Origin of the sequence: Kitasatospora sp. NPDC048545, assembly GCF_040651155.1 — a bacterium.
Taxonomy (GTDB): domain Bacteria; phylum Actinomycetota; class Actinomycetes; order Streptomycetales; family Streptomycetaceae; genus Kitasatospora.
This window is the reverse complement of sequence record NZ_JBEZIQ010000016.1, coordinates 79,593-92,102: the sequence shown is the minus strand read 5'-3', so window position 1 is coordinate 92,102 and position 12,510 is coordinate 79,593. Positions and strand designations below refer to the sequence as shown.

General features: G+C 73.6%; 15 protein-coding genes. 14 read left to right on the top strand and 1 reads right to left on the bottom strand.

What is annotated here, in order from left to right; translation table 11 throughout:
• Positions 1–18: 18 nt before the first annotated feature.
• Positions 19–591: a hypothetical protein gene (locus AB0D10_RS17465; protein ID WP_360256836.1), complete on the bottom strand. Its 573-nt coding sequence runs from the start codon at positions 589–591 to the stop codon at positions 19–21.
• 132 nt (positions 592–723) lie between these two features.
• Between AB0D10_RS17465 and hisI the strand changes: the two genes are divergently transcribed.
• From hisI to AB0D10_RS17395, 14 genes are all read left to right on the top strand, one after another.
• The gene (hisI, locus tag AB0D10_RS17460; RefSeq protein WP_360256833.1) at positions 724–1,095 is read left to right on the top strand and encodes a phosphoribosyl-AMP cyclohydrolase; all 372 of its coding nucleotides are present in this window, start codon (positions 724–726) and stop codon (positions 1,093–1,095) included.
• A gap of 47 nt (positions 1,096–1,142) precedes the next feature.
• Positions 1,143–2,666 (top strand): anthranilate synthase component I, encoded by a 1,524-nt coding sequence (locus AB0D10_RS17455; RefSeq protein WP_360256830.1) that lies wholly within the window; start codon positions 1,143–1,145, stop codon positions 2,664–2,666.
• 21 nt (positions 2,667–2,687) lie between these two features.
• On the top strand, positions 2,688–3,197 hold the full coding sequence (locus AB0D10_RS17450) for a Uma2 family endonuclease (RefSeq protein ID WP_360256828.1): 510 nt from the start codon (positions 2,688–2,690) through the stop codon (positions 3,195–3,197).
• Positions 3,194–3,781 carry a TIGR02234 family membrane protein gene (locus AB0D10_RS17445; protein WP_360256826.1) on the top strand — a complete coding sequence of 196 codons (588 nt, stop codon included), beginning with the start codon at positions 3,194–3,196 and terminating at the stop codon, positions 3,779–3,781. The genes AB0D10_RS17450 and AB0D10_RS17445 overlap by 4 nt, the downstream gene beginning before the upstream one ends.
• A gap of 189 nt (positions 3,782–3,970) precedes the next feature.
• On the top strand, positions 3,971–4,234 hold the full coding sequence (locus tag AB0D10_RS17440; protein ID WP_360256824.1) for an HGxxPAAW family protein: 264 nt from the start codon (positions 3,971–3,973) through the stop codon (positions 4,232–4,234).
• A 135-nt stretch (positions 4,235–4,369) separates the two neighbouring features.
• A complete protein-coding gene (locus AB0D10_RS17435) occupies positions 4,370–4,810 on the top strand; it encodes a DUF2752 domain-containing protein (protein WP_360256822.1) in 441 nt (146 codons plus the stop codon).
• Between the two features lie 197 nt (positions 4,811–5,007).
• Positions 5,008–5,814 (top strand): indole-3-glycerol phosphate synthase TrpC, encoded by an 807-nt coding sequence (gene trpC / locus AB0D10_RS17430; protein ID WP_360256820.1) that lies wholly within the window; start codon positions 5,008–5,010, stop codon positions 5,812–5,814.
• Between the two features lie 243 nt (positions 5,815–6,057).
• A complete protein-coding gene (gene trpB / locus AB0D10_RS17425) occupies positions 6,058–7,317 on the top strand; it encodes a tryptophan synthase subunit beta (protein ID WP_360256818.1) in 1,260 nt (419 codons plus the stop codon).
• A gap of 2 nt (positions 7,318–7,319) precedes the next feature.
• A complete protein-coding gene (gene trpA / locus AB0D10_RS17420; protein ID WP_360256816.1) occupies positions 7,320–8,129 on the top strand; it encodes a tryptophan synthase subunit alpha in 810 nt (269 codons plus the stop codon).
• Positions 8,130–8,386: 257 nt separating this feature from the next.
• Positions 8,387–8,620, top strand: coding sequence for a hypothetical protein (locus AB0D10_RS17415; RefSeq protein WP_360256814.1), 234 nt, complete (start codon positions 8,387–8,389; stop codon positions 8,618–8,620).
• Positions 8,621–8,718: 98 nt separating this feature from the next.
• Positions 8,719–9,267 (top strand): MauE/DoxX family redox-associated membrane protein, encoded by a 549-nt coding sequence (locus tag AB0D10_RS17410; protein ID WP_360256812.1) that lies wholly within the window; start codon positions 8,719–8,721, stop codon positions 9,265–9,267.
• A 68-nt stretch (positions 9,268–9,335) separates the two neighbouring features.
• Positions 9,336–10,199 carry a thioredoxin domain-containing protein gene (locus AB0D10_RS17405; protein ID WP_360256810.1) on the top strand — a complete coding sequence of 288 codons (864 nt, stop codon included), beginning with the start codon at positions 9,336–9,338 and terminating at the stop codon, positions 10,197–10,199.
• 142 nt (positions 10,200–10,341) lie between these two features.
• The gene (lgt, locus tag AB0D10_RS17400) at positions 10,342–11,406 is read left to right on the top strand and encodes a prolipoprotein diacylglyceryl transferase (protein ID WP_360256807.1); all 1,065 of its coding nucleotides are present in this window, start codon (positions 10,342–10,344) and stop codon (positions 11,404–11,406) included.
• Between the two features lie 148 nt (positions 11,407–11,554).
• Positions 11,555–12,292 (top strand): VIT1/CCC1 transporter family protein, encoded by a 738-nt coding sequence (locus AB0D10_RS17395; protein WP_360256804.1) that lies wholly within the window; start codon positions 11,555–11,557, stop codon positions 12,290–12,292.
• Positions 12,293–12,510: the final 218 nt, after the last annotated feature.

Genomic DNA, 12,510 nt, shown 5'->3' with positions numbered 1-12,510 from the left:
TCAGCCTAGAGCGGCGCGTTACGGGCGGAGGTGGCCGGTGAGCTTGGGGCCGTTCTGCTTGTTGCTGCCGGTCAGGGTGCAGGTGAAGTCCCGCCAGCCCTGCTGGTAGTTGACCAGGGCCGGGCCGAACTGTCGTCCGTAGTAGGTCTTCCCGTCGCCCTGCCTGGCCTTGGCGGCGGCCTCGGCCTCCTTGCAGCCGTCCCGCATGGCGAGGGCGATCGGGACCTCGCCGGTCAGGTTGTCGGCGAGTTTGAGGTCGGCGATCACCTCGCCGTCGTGGTCGCCGGTGCAGGGGCGCTCCTCGGCCCTGGTGATGACCGGGCTCAGCTGCGGGTGGTCGAAGCAGGTGCCGACCGGGAAGAAGGCGTAGGGCGGTTGCGGCTTGGTCGGGGTGGGCGTCGGGGTCGGGGTGGGCGTCGGGGTGGCCGTGGGGGTGGGCGGGGGCGGGGCGGCGGCACGTCTGGTGTCGTCCGGCCAGAGCGCGGCGGTGGCGACCACCGCGAGCAGGACGACCAGTACGGCGATGACGGTGAGGACCAGGCCGCGGGACGGGCGGGAGGCGGCGGCTGCGGGCGGCTGCTCGGGGGGCATGGCCACGAGGATGGCCCACGAAGGGGCCGCCCGGCAGGCGGTTGGCCGAACTCACCCCGGACGGACGGCCCCGGCGACCGCGGGTCGGACGGACCGGCCGCCCCGGCCGGGCGGACTGACACAATGGGCCGCATGTCCACCACACCCGCCACTCCCGGCAGCACCGCCCTGGCCCCCGAGATCGCCGCCCGCCTCAAGCGCACCGAGGACGGCCTGCTCCCGGCCATCGCGCAGCAGTACGACACCGGCGAGGTGCTGATGCTCGGCTGGATGGACGACGAGGCGCTGCACCGCACCCTGACCACGGGCCGCTGCACCTACTGGAGCCGCAGCCGCAGCGAGTACTGGGTGAAGGGCGACACCTCCGGCCACGTCCAGGCGGTCAGGTCGGTGGCCCTGGACTGCGACGGCGACACCCTGCTGGTGAAGGTCGACCAGACCGGAGCGGCCTGCCACACCGGCGACCGCACCTGCTTCGACGCCGACGTGCTCCCGCTCTCCTGATCCACCTCCCACCACCCACGCCAGAACTCCAGAAGGTGCCGCCCCGCATGGACCTCGAAGCCTTCCGCAAGCTCGCCGTCGACACCCGGGTCATCCCGGTCACCCGCAGGCTCCTCGCGGACGGCCTCACCCCGATCGGCCTGTACCGCAGCCTCGCCGAGGAGCGGCCCGGCACCTTCCTGCTGGAGTCCGCCGAGCAGGGCCGCAGCTGGTCGCGCTACTCCTTCGTCGGCGTGCGCAGCGCCGCCGTGCTCACCGCGGACCAGGACGGCAACGCCCGCTGGCTCGGCACCCCGCCGGTCGGCATCCCCACCACCGGCGACCCGCTGCAGGTGCTGCGGGCCGCCCTGGAGGCGCTGCACACCCCGCGGCACCCCGACGACGGCCTGCCGCCGCTCACCGGCGGCCTGGTCGGCTACCTCGGCTACGACGTCGTCCGCCGCTTGGAGAAGCTGCCCGACCTCAACCCGGACGACCTCAAGCTGCCCGAGCTGACGATGCTGCTGGCGACCGACCTCGCGGTGCTCGACCACGCCGACGGCACGGTGCTGCTGATCGCCAACGCCGTCAACCACAACGACCTGGCCAGCGGCGTCGACGAGGCCTATGCGGACGCGGTGGGCCGCCTGGACGCGATGGAGGCCGACCTGGTCAAGCCGGTCGACCCGGGCCTGGCCACCTTCACCCCGGCCGGCCCCGGCGAGGTGAACTCGCCGTTCGGGGGCGCGCCCTACCGCGCGGCGGTGGACGACATCAAGGAGCGGATCCGGGCCGGCGAGGCGTTCCAGGTGGTGCCCTCGCAGCGCTTCGAGGCGCCCTGCCCGGCTACCGCGCTGGACGTCTACCGGGTGCTGCGCACCACCAACCCCAGCCCGTACATGTACCTGTTCCGCTTCCCCGGGCCGGACGGCACCGCCGAGGGCGGCTTCGACGTGGTCGGCTCCAGCCCGGAGGCGCTGGTCAAGGTCACCGACGGCGAGGCGATGCTGCACCCGATCGCCGGCACCCGGCACCGCGGCGCCACCCCGCACGAGGACGCGGCGCTGGCCGCCGAACTGCTCGCCGACCCCAAGGAGCGGGCCGAGCACCTGATGCTGGTGGACCTCGGCCGCAACGACCTCGGGCGGGTCTGCGAGCCGGGCAGCGTCGAGGTGGTCGACTTCATGCAGATCGAGCGCTACAGCCACGTGATGCACATCGTCTCCACCGTCACCGGCAGGGTCGCGCCCGGGCGGACCGCCTTCGACGTGCTCACCGCCTGCTTCCCGGCCGGCACCCTCTCCGGTGCCCCCAAACCGCGGGCGATGCGGATCATCGAGGAGCTGGAGCCCACCCGCCGCGGCCTGTACGGCGGCTGCGTCGGCTACCTGGACTTCGCCGGGGACTCCGACACCGCGATCGCGATCCGGACGGCGGTGCTGCGCGAGGGCACGGCGTACGTGCAGGCCGGTGCGGGCGTCGTCGCCGATTCCGACCCGCACGGCGAGGACACCGAGTGCCGCAACAAGGCGGCCGCCGTGCTGCGGGCCGTCGCCACCGCCAATACGCTGCGGAGGCCGGAACTGTCCTGAGGCGTGAGGGAGGCGGCCGGGATGCCCGAGGTGCCGTACGACGAGCTGCGCTGGGAAGTCGTGCTGAGCGCCGCGGGGCAGCTCGGTGAGCAGCCGGCGGGCCACGGCCGGGTGCTGTCCGGGGTGGCGGTCGAGTTCCCGGCGGCGCCCGGCGGCTCCGCCCCGGACGTGACCGTGTTCGCCCCCGACGTGACCGTACTCGCCCGGGACGCGGTGCGGGGCGGGCGGGGCCGGTTCGGCGCGGCCGGGGTGGAGGCGGTGCTGGAGGTGGCCCGGCCCGGCCTGGCGGAGGCCGGACGGGCGTACGCGCGCAGCGGCGTGCCGTTCTACCTGGTGGTCGACCCGGCGGCGGCGGTCTGCACCGTGCACACCGCGCCGGCCCCCGAGGGGGTGTACCGGGAGGCCGAGCGGGTGCCGTTCGGCAACGACCTGTTCCTGCCGCTGGGCGGGCGGACGGTGGTGCTGCGGACTGACCCGTTCCCCACCCCGGGTACGGACCCGGGTGTCGGTCGGGGGATAGTGGACGGGTGAGCGCTGACCAGACCCCCGCCCCCGCCGCCCCCGGCCGCCGCACGCTCGGCGTGATGCTGCTGCTGACCGTGCTGAGCGCGGTGCTGGTGCTGACCGCGGCCGGGCGGACCTGGGCCGAGGGCCGGGCCGGCACCCTGGACGTCTCCGTCACCGGCGGCGCGATCTCCGAACTGCCGGGTGGGCTCGCCCTGGTGGGCCTCGCCGCGGCCGTCGCGGTGTTCGCGGTGCGGGGCGCCGGGCGGCTCGCGGTCGGTGCGCTGACCCTGCTCGCCGGGATCGGCGCGGCCGCTGCCTCGGTCGCCGGGGCGGGGGACACCGCCGCGCTGGACGGCGAGGCCGCCCGCAAGCTCGCCCTCAGCGGTTCGGCGGCCACCGAGGTGTCGCACACCGCCTGGCCCTGGGTCGCGCTGGTCGGCGGCGTGCTGCTCGCCCTCGCCGGACTGCTCACCCTGCGCTACGGCCGCGGCTGGCCCGCCATGGGCAGCCGCTACGAGGCCCCGACCCGCAAGGCCCCGGCCCGATCGGACACCCCGGGCGACCTGTGGAAGGCCCTGGACCGCGGCGAGGACCCCACGGCCGGCTAGGCCCTGCCCGGCCGTGGGGTCCCGTACGGCCCCTACGGCCCCCGTTCGCACCCGCGGCGCACATGTGACGCGATAGACCCGCCACCCGCTTTGGGCCGCCGGTGTGTGGCCCGGCACAATGGAACCCGTCAACCCGCCGGCGGCCCCGCAGGCCCGGCCGGGCCCCGAGAGCCAAGGAGCACCACTCAGATGGCAGCAGCAGCACACGGCCACACCCCCGCCGCCTGGACCGGCGTCATCATCTCCTTCGTCGGCTTCGGCATCGCGGGTGTCGCGATGATCCTGCCGTCGGTGCTGCTCGTCTGTGCGGGCCTGGCGGTCGTCGTGGTCGGCGGCGTGGTCGGCAAGGCCATGTCGATGGCCGGCATGGGCCAGCAGCCGAGCGCCAACGTCTACAAGTCGGTCGAGGAGCAGACTGAGGCCCGCGAGGCCCGCGTCGCCGTCGCCGCCTGACGACCGGCCCTCCGCAGGACACGCCTCCCCTCCGGGAGTGCCGTCGTCCGGCACGCCTTTCGCACAACCGAACGGCGGGCGCGTCGCGCCCGCCGTTTCGTCGTTCCCGGGCCCCGGCGCGGGCAGAATCGGGGCGTGAACGCCGCCCCTACCGCCTCCGTCCCGCCGCCCGTGCTGCGCCGGCTGGGCCCGCCGCTGGCCGCGCTCGCGGCGGTGGCCGTCCCCGCCGCGTACGTCGCCGTGGTGGACCCCGACAGCCCCGGGCACTACCCGGACTGTCCGTTCCTGACCGCCACGGGCTGGTGGTGCCCCGGCTGCGGGGGGCTGCGCTGCGTCCACGCGCTCAGCCACGGGGACCTCACCTCGGCCCTGCACGACAACGCCGCCGCCGTCCTGCTGTTCGGCGTGCTGGGGGTGTTCTGGCTGCGCTGGGCCTGGGCCGCGCTGACCGGCGGGCCGGCGCCCCGGGTCACCGTCGGGGGCCGCCGCTGGGTGCTGATCGCGCTGCTCGTGCTGGTCTTCACGGTGGTGCGGAACTCGCCGGTCGGAGCCGGTCTGGCGCCGCCGCTGGTCTGACCGCCGGCCCGCCCCGGGGCGGGTGGAGGAGCGGTGAAGCCGCAGTTGAGGGCCGCCGGAGCGGGCGTCCGGTCCGCGAGACGCGTGCCGGGCGGATGCGCCCCGCGCTCCCGGGTGCCGATACCATCGAAGTGCCGGCGGGCCACTGCCCGCCCGGCTCTCGCTGGCCAACTGGCAGAAAAGATGGGGGCTCCTGAGTGAGTGTGCTCGACTCGATCATCGAAGGGGTCCGCGAGGACCTCGCCAAGCGGCAGGCCGTCGTCTCCCTGGACGCGCTGAAGGAGCGCGCGGCCAAGGTCCCGGAGGCCAAGGACGGCGTCGCCGCCCTCAAGGGTGACGGGGTCCGGGTGATCTGCGAGGTGAAGCGCTCCAGCCCCTCCAAGGGCGCCCTGGCCTCGATCGCCGATCCGGCCGCCCTGGCGCGCGACTACGCGGCCGGTGGCGCCGCCGCGATCAGCGTGCTGACGGAGGAGCGCCGCTTCGGCGGTTCGCTGGCCGACCTGGACGCCGTCCGGGCCGCGGTGGACACCCCGCTGCTGCGCAAGGACTTCATCGTCACGTCGTACCAGCTGTGGGAGGCCCGCGCGCACGGCGCCGACCTCGCGCTGCTGATCGTCGCGGCGCTCGACCAGCCGGCCCTGGAGTCGCTGATCGAGCGCGCCGTGTCGATCGGCCTCACCCCGCTGGTCGAGGTGCACGACGAGGAGGAGATCAAGCGCGCGGTCGACGCCGGGGCGCGGATCATCGGCGTCAACGCCCGCAATCTGAAGACCCTCGAAGTGGACCGCAACACCTTCGAGAACGTCGCCCACGCCATTCCGGACGGCATCGTCAAGATCGCCGAGTCGGGCGTCCGCGGCCCGCTGGACGTGATCAACTACGCCAACCTCGGCGCCGACGCGGTGCTGGTCGGCGAGTCCCTGGTGACCGGCAAGGACCCGCGCGCCGCGGTCGCCGACCTGGTCGCCGCCGGGGCCCACCCCGCCGTCCGGCACAAGGACTGACACAGCCCGATGAAGATCGCCGCCCGACTCGCCCCCGGTTGCCGCCCGCGCGGCTGCCGCGCACCCGCACGCCGGGTGCTGGGGCGTCGGGTGCGGTACGTGATCGGCTGCGAGCCCGGGCAGGTGCCGGGGCGGCGATGGCGGGTGGCGCACGGCTGACGCCGGCCGGCCGCTGGGACCAGCGGACCGCCGGAGCAGGCCGATCAGACGTCACTGTCGTCCAACTCCCCAAGGGAAACCACCATGTCCGAGAAGGACTACCTGCCCGGCGCCCAGGTGCCGGACGCGCGCGGATACTTCGGCGCGTACGGCGGCCGCTTCATCCCCGAGGCGCTGGTCGCCGCGGTCGAGCAGGTCGCCGAGGAGTACGAGAAGGCCAAGGCCGACCCGGCCTTCACCGCCGAACTCGACGCGCTGCTCAAGGACTACACCGGCCGCCCGAGCCCGCTGACCGACGTGCACCGCTTCTCCGCCGAGGCGGGCGGCGCGCGGATCCTGCTCAAGCGCGAGGACCTCAACCACACCGGCTCGCACAAGATCAACAACGTGCTGGGCCAGGCCCTGCTCACCAAGCGGATGGGCAAGACCCGGATCATCGCCGAGACCGGCGCCGGCCAGCACGGCGTCGCCACCGCCACCGCCTGCGCGCTCTTCGGCTTCGACTGCACCATCTACATGGGCGAGGTCGACACCCAGCGCCAAGCGCTGAACGTCGCCCGGATGCGCATGCTCGGCGCCGAGGTGATCGCCGTCACCTCCGGCAGCCGCACCCTGAAGGACGCCATCAACGAGGCGTTCCGCGACTGGGTCGCCAACGTGGACTCCACCCACTACCTGTTCGGCACCGTCGCCGGGCCCCACCCCTTCCCGATGATGGTCCGCGACTTCCACCGGATCATCGGCATCGAGGCGCGGCAGCAGGTCCTCGACCGGACCGGGCGGCTGCCCGACGCCGTCGTCGCCTGCGTCGGCGGCGGCTCCAACGCGATGGGCATCTTCCACGAGTTCATCCCGGACGCCGACGTGCGCCTCATCGGCTGCGAGGCGGCCGGCGAGGGCGCCGAGACGCCCCGGCACGCGGCGACCCTGACCAAGGGCGACCCGGGCGTGCTGCACGGCTCCCGGACGTACGTCCTCCAGGACGAGGACGGGCAGACGATCGAGTCTCACTCGATCTCGGCCGGCCTCGACTACCCGGGCGTCGGCCCGGAGCACGCCTGGCTGAAGGACACCGGACGGGCCGAGTACCGGCCGGTCACCGACGACGCCGCGATGCAGGCGCTGCGGCTGCTGTCCCGCACCGAAGGCATCATCCCGGCCATCGAGAGCGCCCACGCGCTCGCCGGGGCCCTGGAGCTCGGCCGCGAACTCGGCCCGGAGGCCACCATCCTGGTCTCCCTCTCCGGACGCGGCGACAAGGACATGCACACCGCCGCCGAGTACTTCGGCCTGTACGACGAGCCGGGCGCCGGCTCCGCCGGCACCGCCCAGGGGGGTAAGTGACCATGGCTTCCAAGCTCAGCGGGATCCTGGCGGCCGCCAAGGCCGAGGACCGGGCCGCACTGATCGGCTACCTGCCGGCCGGATTCCCCACCGTCGACGGCGGCGTGCGGGCGATCAACGCGCTGATCGAGGGCGGCTGCGACGTCGTCGAGGTCGGCCTGCCGCACTCCGACCCCGTGCTCGACGGCGCCGTCATCCAGACCGCCGACGACATCGCGCTGCGCGGCGGCGTGCGGATCAAGGACGTGCTGCGCACCGTCCAGGAGGTCGCCTCCGCGCACCCCGAAGCGGCGGTGCTGGTGATGACCTACTGGAACCCGGTCGACCGCTACGGCGTGGCGCGCTTCGCCGCCGACCTGGCGGCCGCCGGCGGGGCCGGCTGCATCCTTCCGGACCTGCCGGTGGAGGAGTCCGAGGAGTGGCGCAAGGCCGCGGACGCGCACGGGCTCGACACCGTGTTCGTGGTCGCCCCCAGCAGCAAGGACGCACGGCTCGCCGAGGTCACGGCGGCGGGCAGCGGATTCGTCTACGCCGCCGCGGTGATGGGCGTGACCGGCACCCGGTCCGCCGTCGGCTCGCTGGCCGAGGACCTGGTCGCGCGCACCCGCGCCACCACCGACCTGCCGGTCTGCGTCGGGCTCGGAGTCTCCGACGCCCGGCAGGCGGCGGAGGTCGCCCGGTTCGCGGACGGGGTGATCGTGGGCTCGGCGTTCGTGAAGCGGATCCTGGAAGCCGGCGCGGACGAGACGGCGGGGCTGGACGCGGTGCGGGCGCTGGCCGGGGAGCTGGCCCGCGGCGTGCGGAGGCGCTGACGCGCGGCGGAAACGGGTATCGGCGGCCTGCCACTCCTCTGGGGTGGTGGGCCGTCGGTGTTTTCGGGGCGGGGGTCGTCCGGAGGGGGGTCGCCCACGGCGAGGGGGCGGGGAGTGGTGTGTTGACTCGGGGGCGGCCCCGAACGGGTGAACAGGGGCGGCGACACGCATCAGCCGGGGTTGACCGGCGTTGAGTGGAGGGACGAGTGCACGGGCGACGTGCACGTGGGTGGCGGAGCGAGCGAAGGGGTGAGCCGGTGCGGAGTTTCCATCAGGCCGTTCTGCTGCGGGCGGCGGCTGCCGCGCTGGCGCTCGGGGCCGCTGTCGGGGTGCACACCGTGGTGGGGCAGGCGTTGGCGAAGCGGGGGGCGGAGCGGGCGGAGCGGGAGGCGGTCGCCTGTGCCGAGGCGGCCCGGTGGGACGCCGTCGAGCGGGCGGAGCACGGGTACCCGGAGTTGTTCGATCCCGGGCGGATGCCGGGGTGCCGCTGACGGACGGGTGTTCGGCGGATTAGGACGAAGTGTCACTCTTCCGGCTTAATTCCTGAATACGGAGGAACCCCCCTTCCCCCCTTACGGTTCGTCAGGAAGTGAACGAGTTTCCCGAGGGGGGTTCCCTGATGGCCGGCCCGGCAGTGCAGCCCGGCGAACCGGCTCCCACGCCGCCGGTGCGGCGGCCGGTGCCGGTCTGGAGCGAGTGGGTCGGCACGGTCGCTCGGCTGGGTCTCGCGGTGGTGTGGGGCTGGGCCGGACTGGCCAAGATCGCCGACCCGGCGGAGGCCGCCCAGGCCGTCCGCGCCTACGAGATCCTGCCCGAGAGCCTGGTCAAACCGATCGGTTACGGCCTGCCCTTCCTGGAGCTGGCGCTCGCGCTGCTGCTGCTGATCGGGCTCGGCGTCCGGCTGGTCGCCGGGATCTCCGCGCTGCTGCTGCTCGCCTTCATCGCCGGGATCGTCTCCGCCTGGGCGCGCGGCATCTCGATCGACTGCGGCTGCTTCGGCGGCGGCGGCCACGTCGACGAGTCCCAGACGAAGTACCTGCAGGAGATCCTGCGCGACACCGGGTTCCTGTTGCTGGCCGGGTGGCTGCTGTGGCGGCCCCGGACCCGGTTCTCGGTGGACGGCTGGCTGGCGAGCTGACCGTCCGGCCCCGCCCCACTCCCATCCCCGCACACGACGAAGGCCCCCCGACCGTGGATGTCAAGGCAATGAGCGAGAAGAACCGAGAAGGCAAGCGCACCGCCCGCGAGCGGATGCAGGAGCAGCGGGCGGCCGAGGAGTCCGCCGCCAAGCGCAGGAAGAAGCTGATCGTGGGCGGGGCCGCGCTCGCGGTGATCGCCGCCGCGGTGGTCGTCGGCGTCGTGGTGCAGAACCAGCGCTCCAAGCCGGAGACCCCGACCGCCGCCCCGGCCGGGACCATCGGCGACAAGAACCTGGTCATCCCGGTCGGCGCGGGCAACGCGCCCTCCGTCCTCACCGTCTACGAGGACCCGCGCTGCCCCGCCTGCGGCACCTTCGAGCGGGAGTTCTCGGCGACCGTCGACCAGCTGGAGGACGCCGGCAAGATCTACACCAACTACCACATCGTGTCGTTCATCGACCGGGCCGTGCCGGGCAAGGGCTCCAAGACCGCCGCCAACGCGCTGGCCTGCGCCCAGGACGCCGGGCACTTCCGCGACTACCACGACGTGCTGTACCGCAACCAGCCGGAGGAGACCAGCGACGCCTTCGGCGACAAGGCCGTCCTGCTCAACCTGGCGAAGCAGGTCAACGGCCTGGACACGCCGGAGTTCCAGGCCTGCGTCAACGACAACAAGTACGGCGGGTGGGTGTCCTCGGTGCAGCAGGACTTCGACAAGTCCAGCTACAAGTCGACCCCGACCGTGCTGCTCAACGGCCAGCCGGTCTACCCGAAGAACGGCAGCGAGGAGATCACGCCGGAGAACCTGGCGAAGTGGGTGGACGCCGCCAACCAGGGCAAGCCGCTGGGTACGGCGGGCTCGCACGGCCAGACCCCGGCGCCGACCAGTACTGCTTCGGAGGCCAACAACCCTTCTCCGGCCGCCGGCTGAGCCCCGTACCCGGCCGTGGGCCGGCCGCCGCGCCCTCCCCGTCCGGAGGCGCCGGCGGCCGGCCCGCGGCCGTTGTTGTTCGGTTTCTGTGACCCCTGGGGTGTCCGACGCGGGCCGTCGACCCTGTAGCGTCGGAACTGCCATGGATATCGCCTACATTCCCAGCCCGTCGCGGGGCGTCCTGTACCTCGGACCGGTCCCGCTGCGCGCCTACGCCTTCTGCATCATCCTCGGTGTCGTCGTCGCCGTCTGGCTCGGCAGCAAGCGCTGGGTCGCCCGGGGCGGTGCCAAGCACACGGTCGGTGACATCGCCGTGTGGGCCGTGCCGTTCGGCCTGGTCGGCGGGCGCCTCTACCACGTGATCACCGACCACCAGCTGTACTTCGGCGAGGGCAGGAACCCCTGGAACGCCTTCAAGATCTGGGAGGGCGGCCTCGGGATCTGGGGCGCGATCGCGCTGGGCGCGGTCGGCGCCTGGATCGGTGCCCGCCGTCGGGGCGTGCCGCTGCCCGCGTACGCCGACGCCATCGCGCCGGGCATCGCGCTCGCGCAGGCGATGGGCCGCTGGGGCAACTACTTCAACCAGGAGCTGTACGGACGGGCGACCACGTTGCCGTGGGGCCTGGAGATCCACAAGACGCTGCCCAACGGCGAGGTCGTGACGGGCGTCTACCACCCGACCTTCCTGTACGAGTCGATCTGGTGCGTGCTCGTCGCCCTGCTGGTGATCTGGGCGGACCGCCGGTTCACGCTGGGCCACGGCCGGGCGTTCGCGCTGTACGTGGCCGCGTACACGGTGGGCCGGTTCTGGACCGAGTGGCTGCGAATCGACGAGGCGCACGTCTACTTCGGCCTGCGGCTCAACGACTGGACGTCGATCGTCGTGTTCCTGGGCGCCGTGGCGTACCTGGTGATCGTCGGCAGGAAGCGGCCCGGCCGGGAGGACCCGGCGACCATCGACCCGGCGGCGCACCTGGAGGAGGACGGCCGGGAGGCCGGGGGCAAGACCGACGGCAAGGTCGACGGCAAGGTGGACGGCAAGGTGGACGGCAAGGCCGGGTCCGGAGCCGGTGACACGACGGTCGGCAAGGCCGGAAAGGGCGGGGACGGCAAGGAATCGTCCCGGTCCGGGGACGAGGTGCCGGCCGCCGAAACCGTCGCCGTGGCCGCCGAGAAGAGCGGCGAGGACGCCAGGAACCCGATCTGACCTGGGACTTCCCACCGGCTGAGGCCACCCTTCGCGAGGCTTGCGAAGGGTGGCCTCACTGGTGTTCGGACAGCCTTACTTTGCTGGAAATGCCCAGGTCAGGAGGGCTACGTTCAGGGCGACGAACGACGACGGAGGGGAAGAGACGATGACTGCGACCACCCTGGAGCCCGAGGCCGGGCACCACCCCCGGATACCCGCGGAAGGCCACCACCGGGACGTCAACGGGGGCTGGCTGCGCCCGGCCGTGTTCGGCGCGGTGGACGGGCTGGTGTCCAACTTCGCGCTGATGACCGGTGTGGTCGGCGGCGCGGTGTCCAACGGCACGGTAGTCCTGACCGGGCTGGCGGGCCTGGCGGCCGGGGCCTGCTCGATGGCGGCGGGGGAGTACACCTCGGTGGCCTCGCAGCGGGAGCTGGTGCAGGCCGAGATCGAGGCCGAGCGGCTGGAGCTGAGCCGCAACCCGCACGGCGAGCTGGCCGAGCTGGCCCAGCTGTACGTCTCGCGGGGGGTGGACCCGGAGCTGGCCCACGAGGTGGCCCGGCAGCTGTCCGCGGACCCGGAGCTGGCCCTGGAGGTGCACGCCCGCGAGGAACTGGGTGTCGACCCCACCGACCTGCCCTCGCCGCTGGTCGCGGCCGGGTCGTCGTTCCTGTGCTTCGCGCTCGGCGCGCTGCTGCCGCTGCTGCCCTACCTGCTGGGCGCGACCTCGCTGCTGCCCGCGCTGGTGCTGGCGGCGGCCGGGTTGTTCCTGTGCGGCGCGGTGGTGGCCCGGGTGACGGCGCGCAGCTGGTGGTTCAGCGGGCTGCGGCAGCTGGTGCTCGGCGGGGCGGCGGCCGGGGTGACGTTCCTGCTCGGCCGGCTGATCGGCGGGCACGTGGGGTGAGGCCCGTCGAGCCCCGGAGAGGTCCGGACGGCCCCGGCGGGTGCGTGCGACGCCCCCGTCGGGGTCTGTGGGATGACCCAGAACTCTGCATGATTATGCTGGCCAACGCGTGACGTTTCACACACGGGCGCCCTGAGGCGCCTGGCCTAGTCTCATCATCCGGGCCTCGGCGCCGCGGATTCGCATCCGTGGACCGGCTCCCGGAATGGATTCGCAGG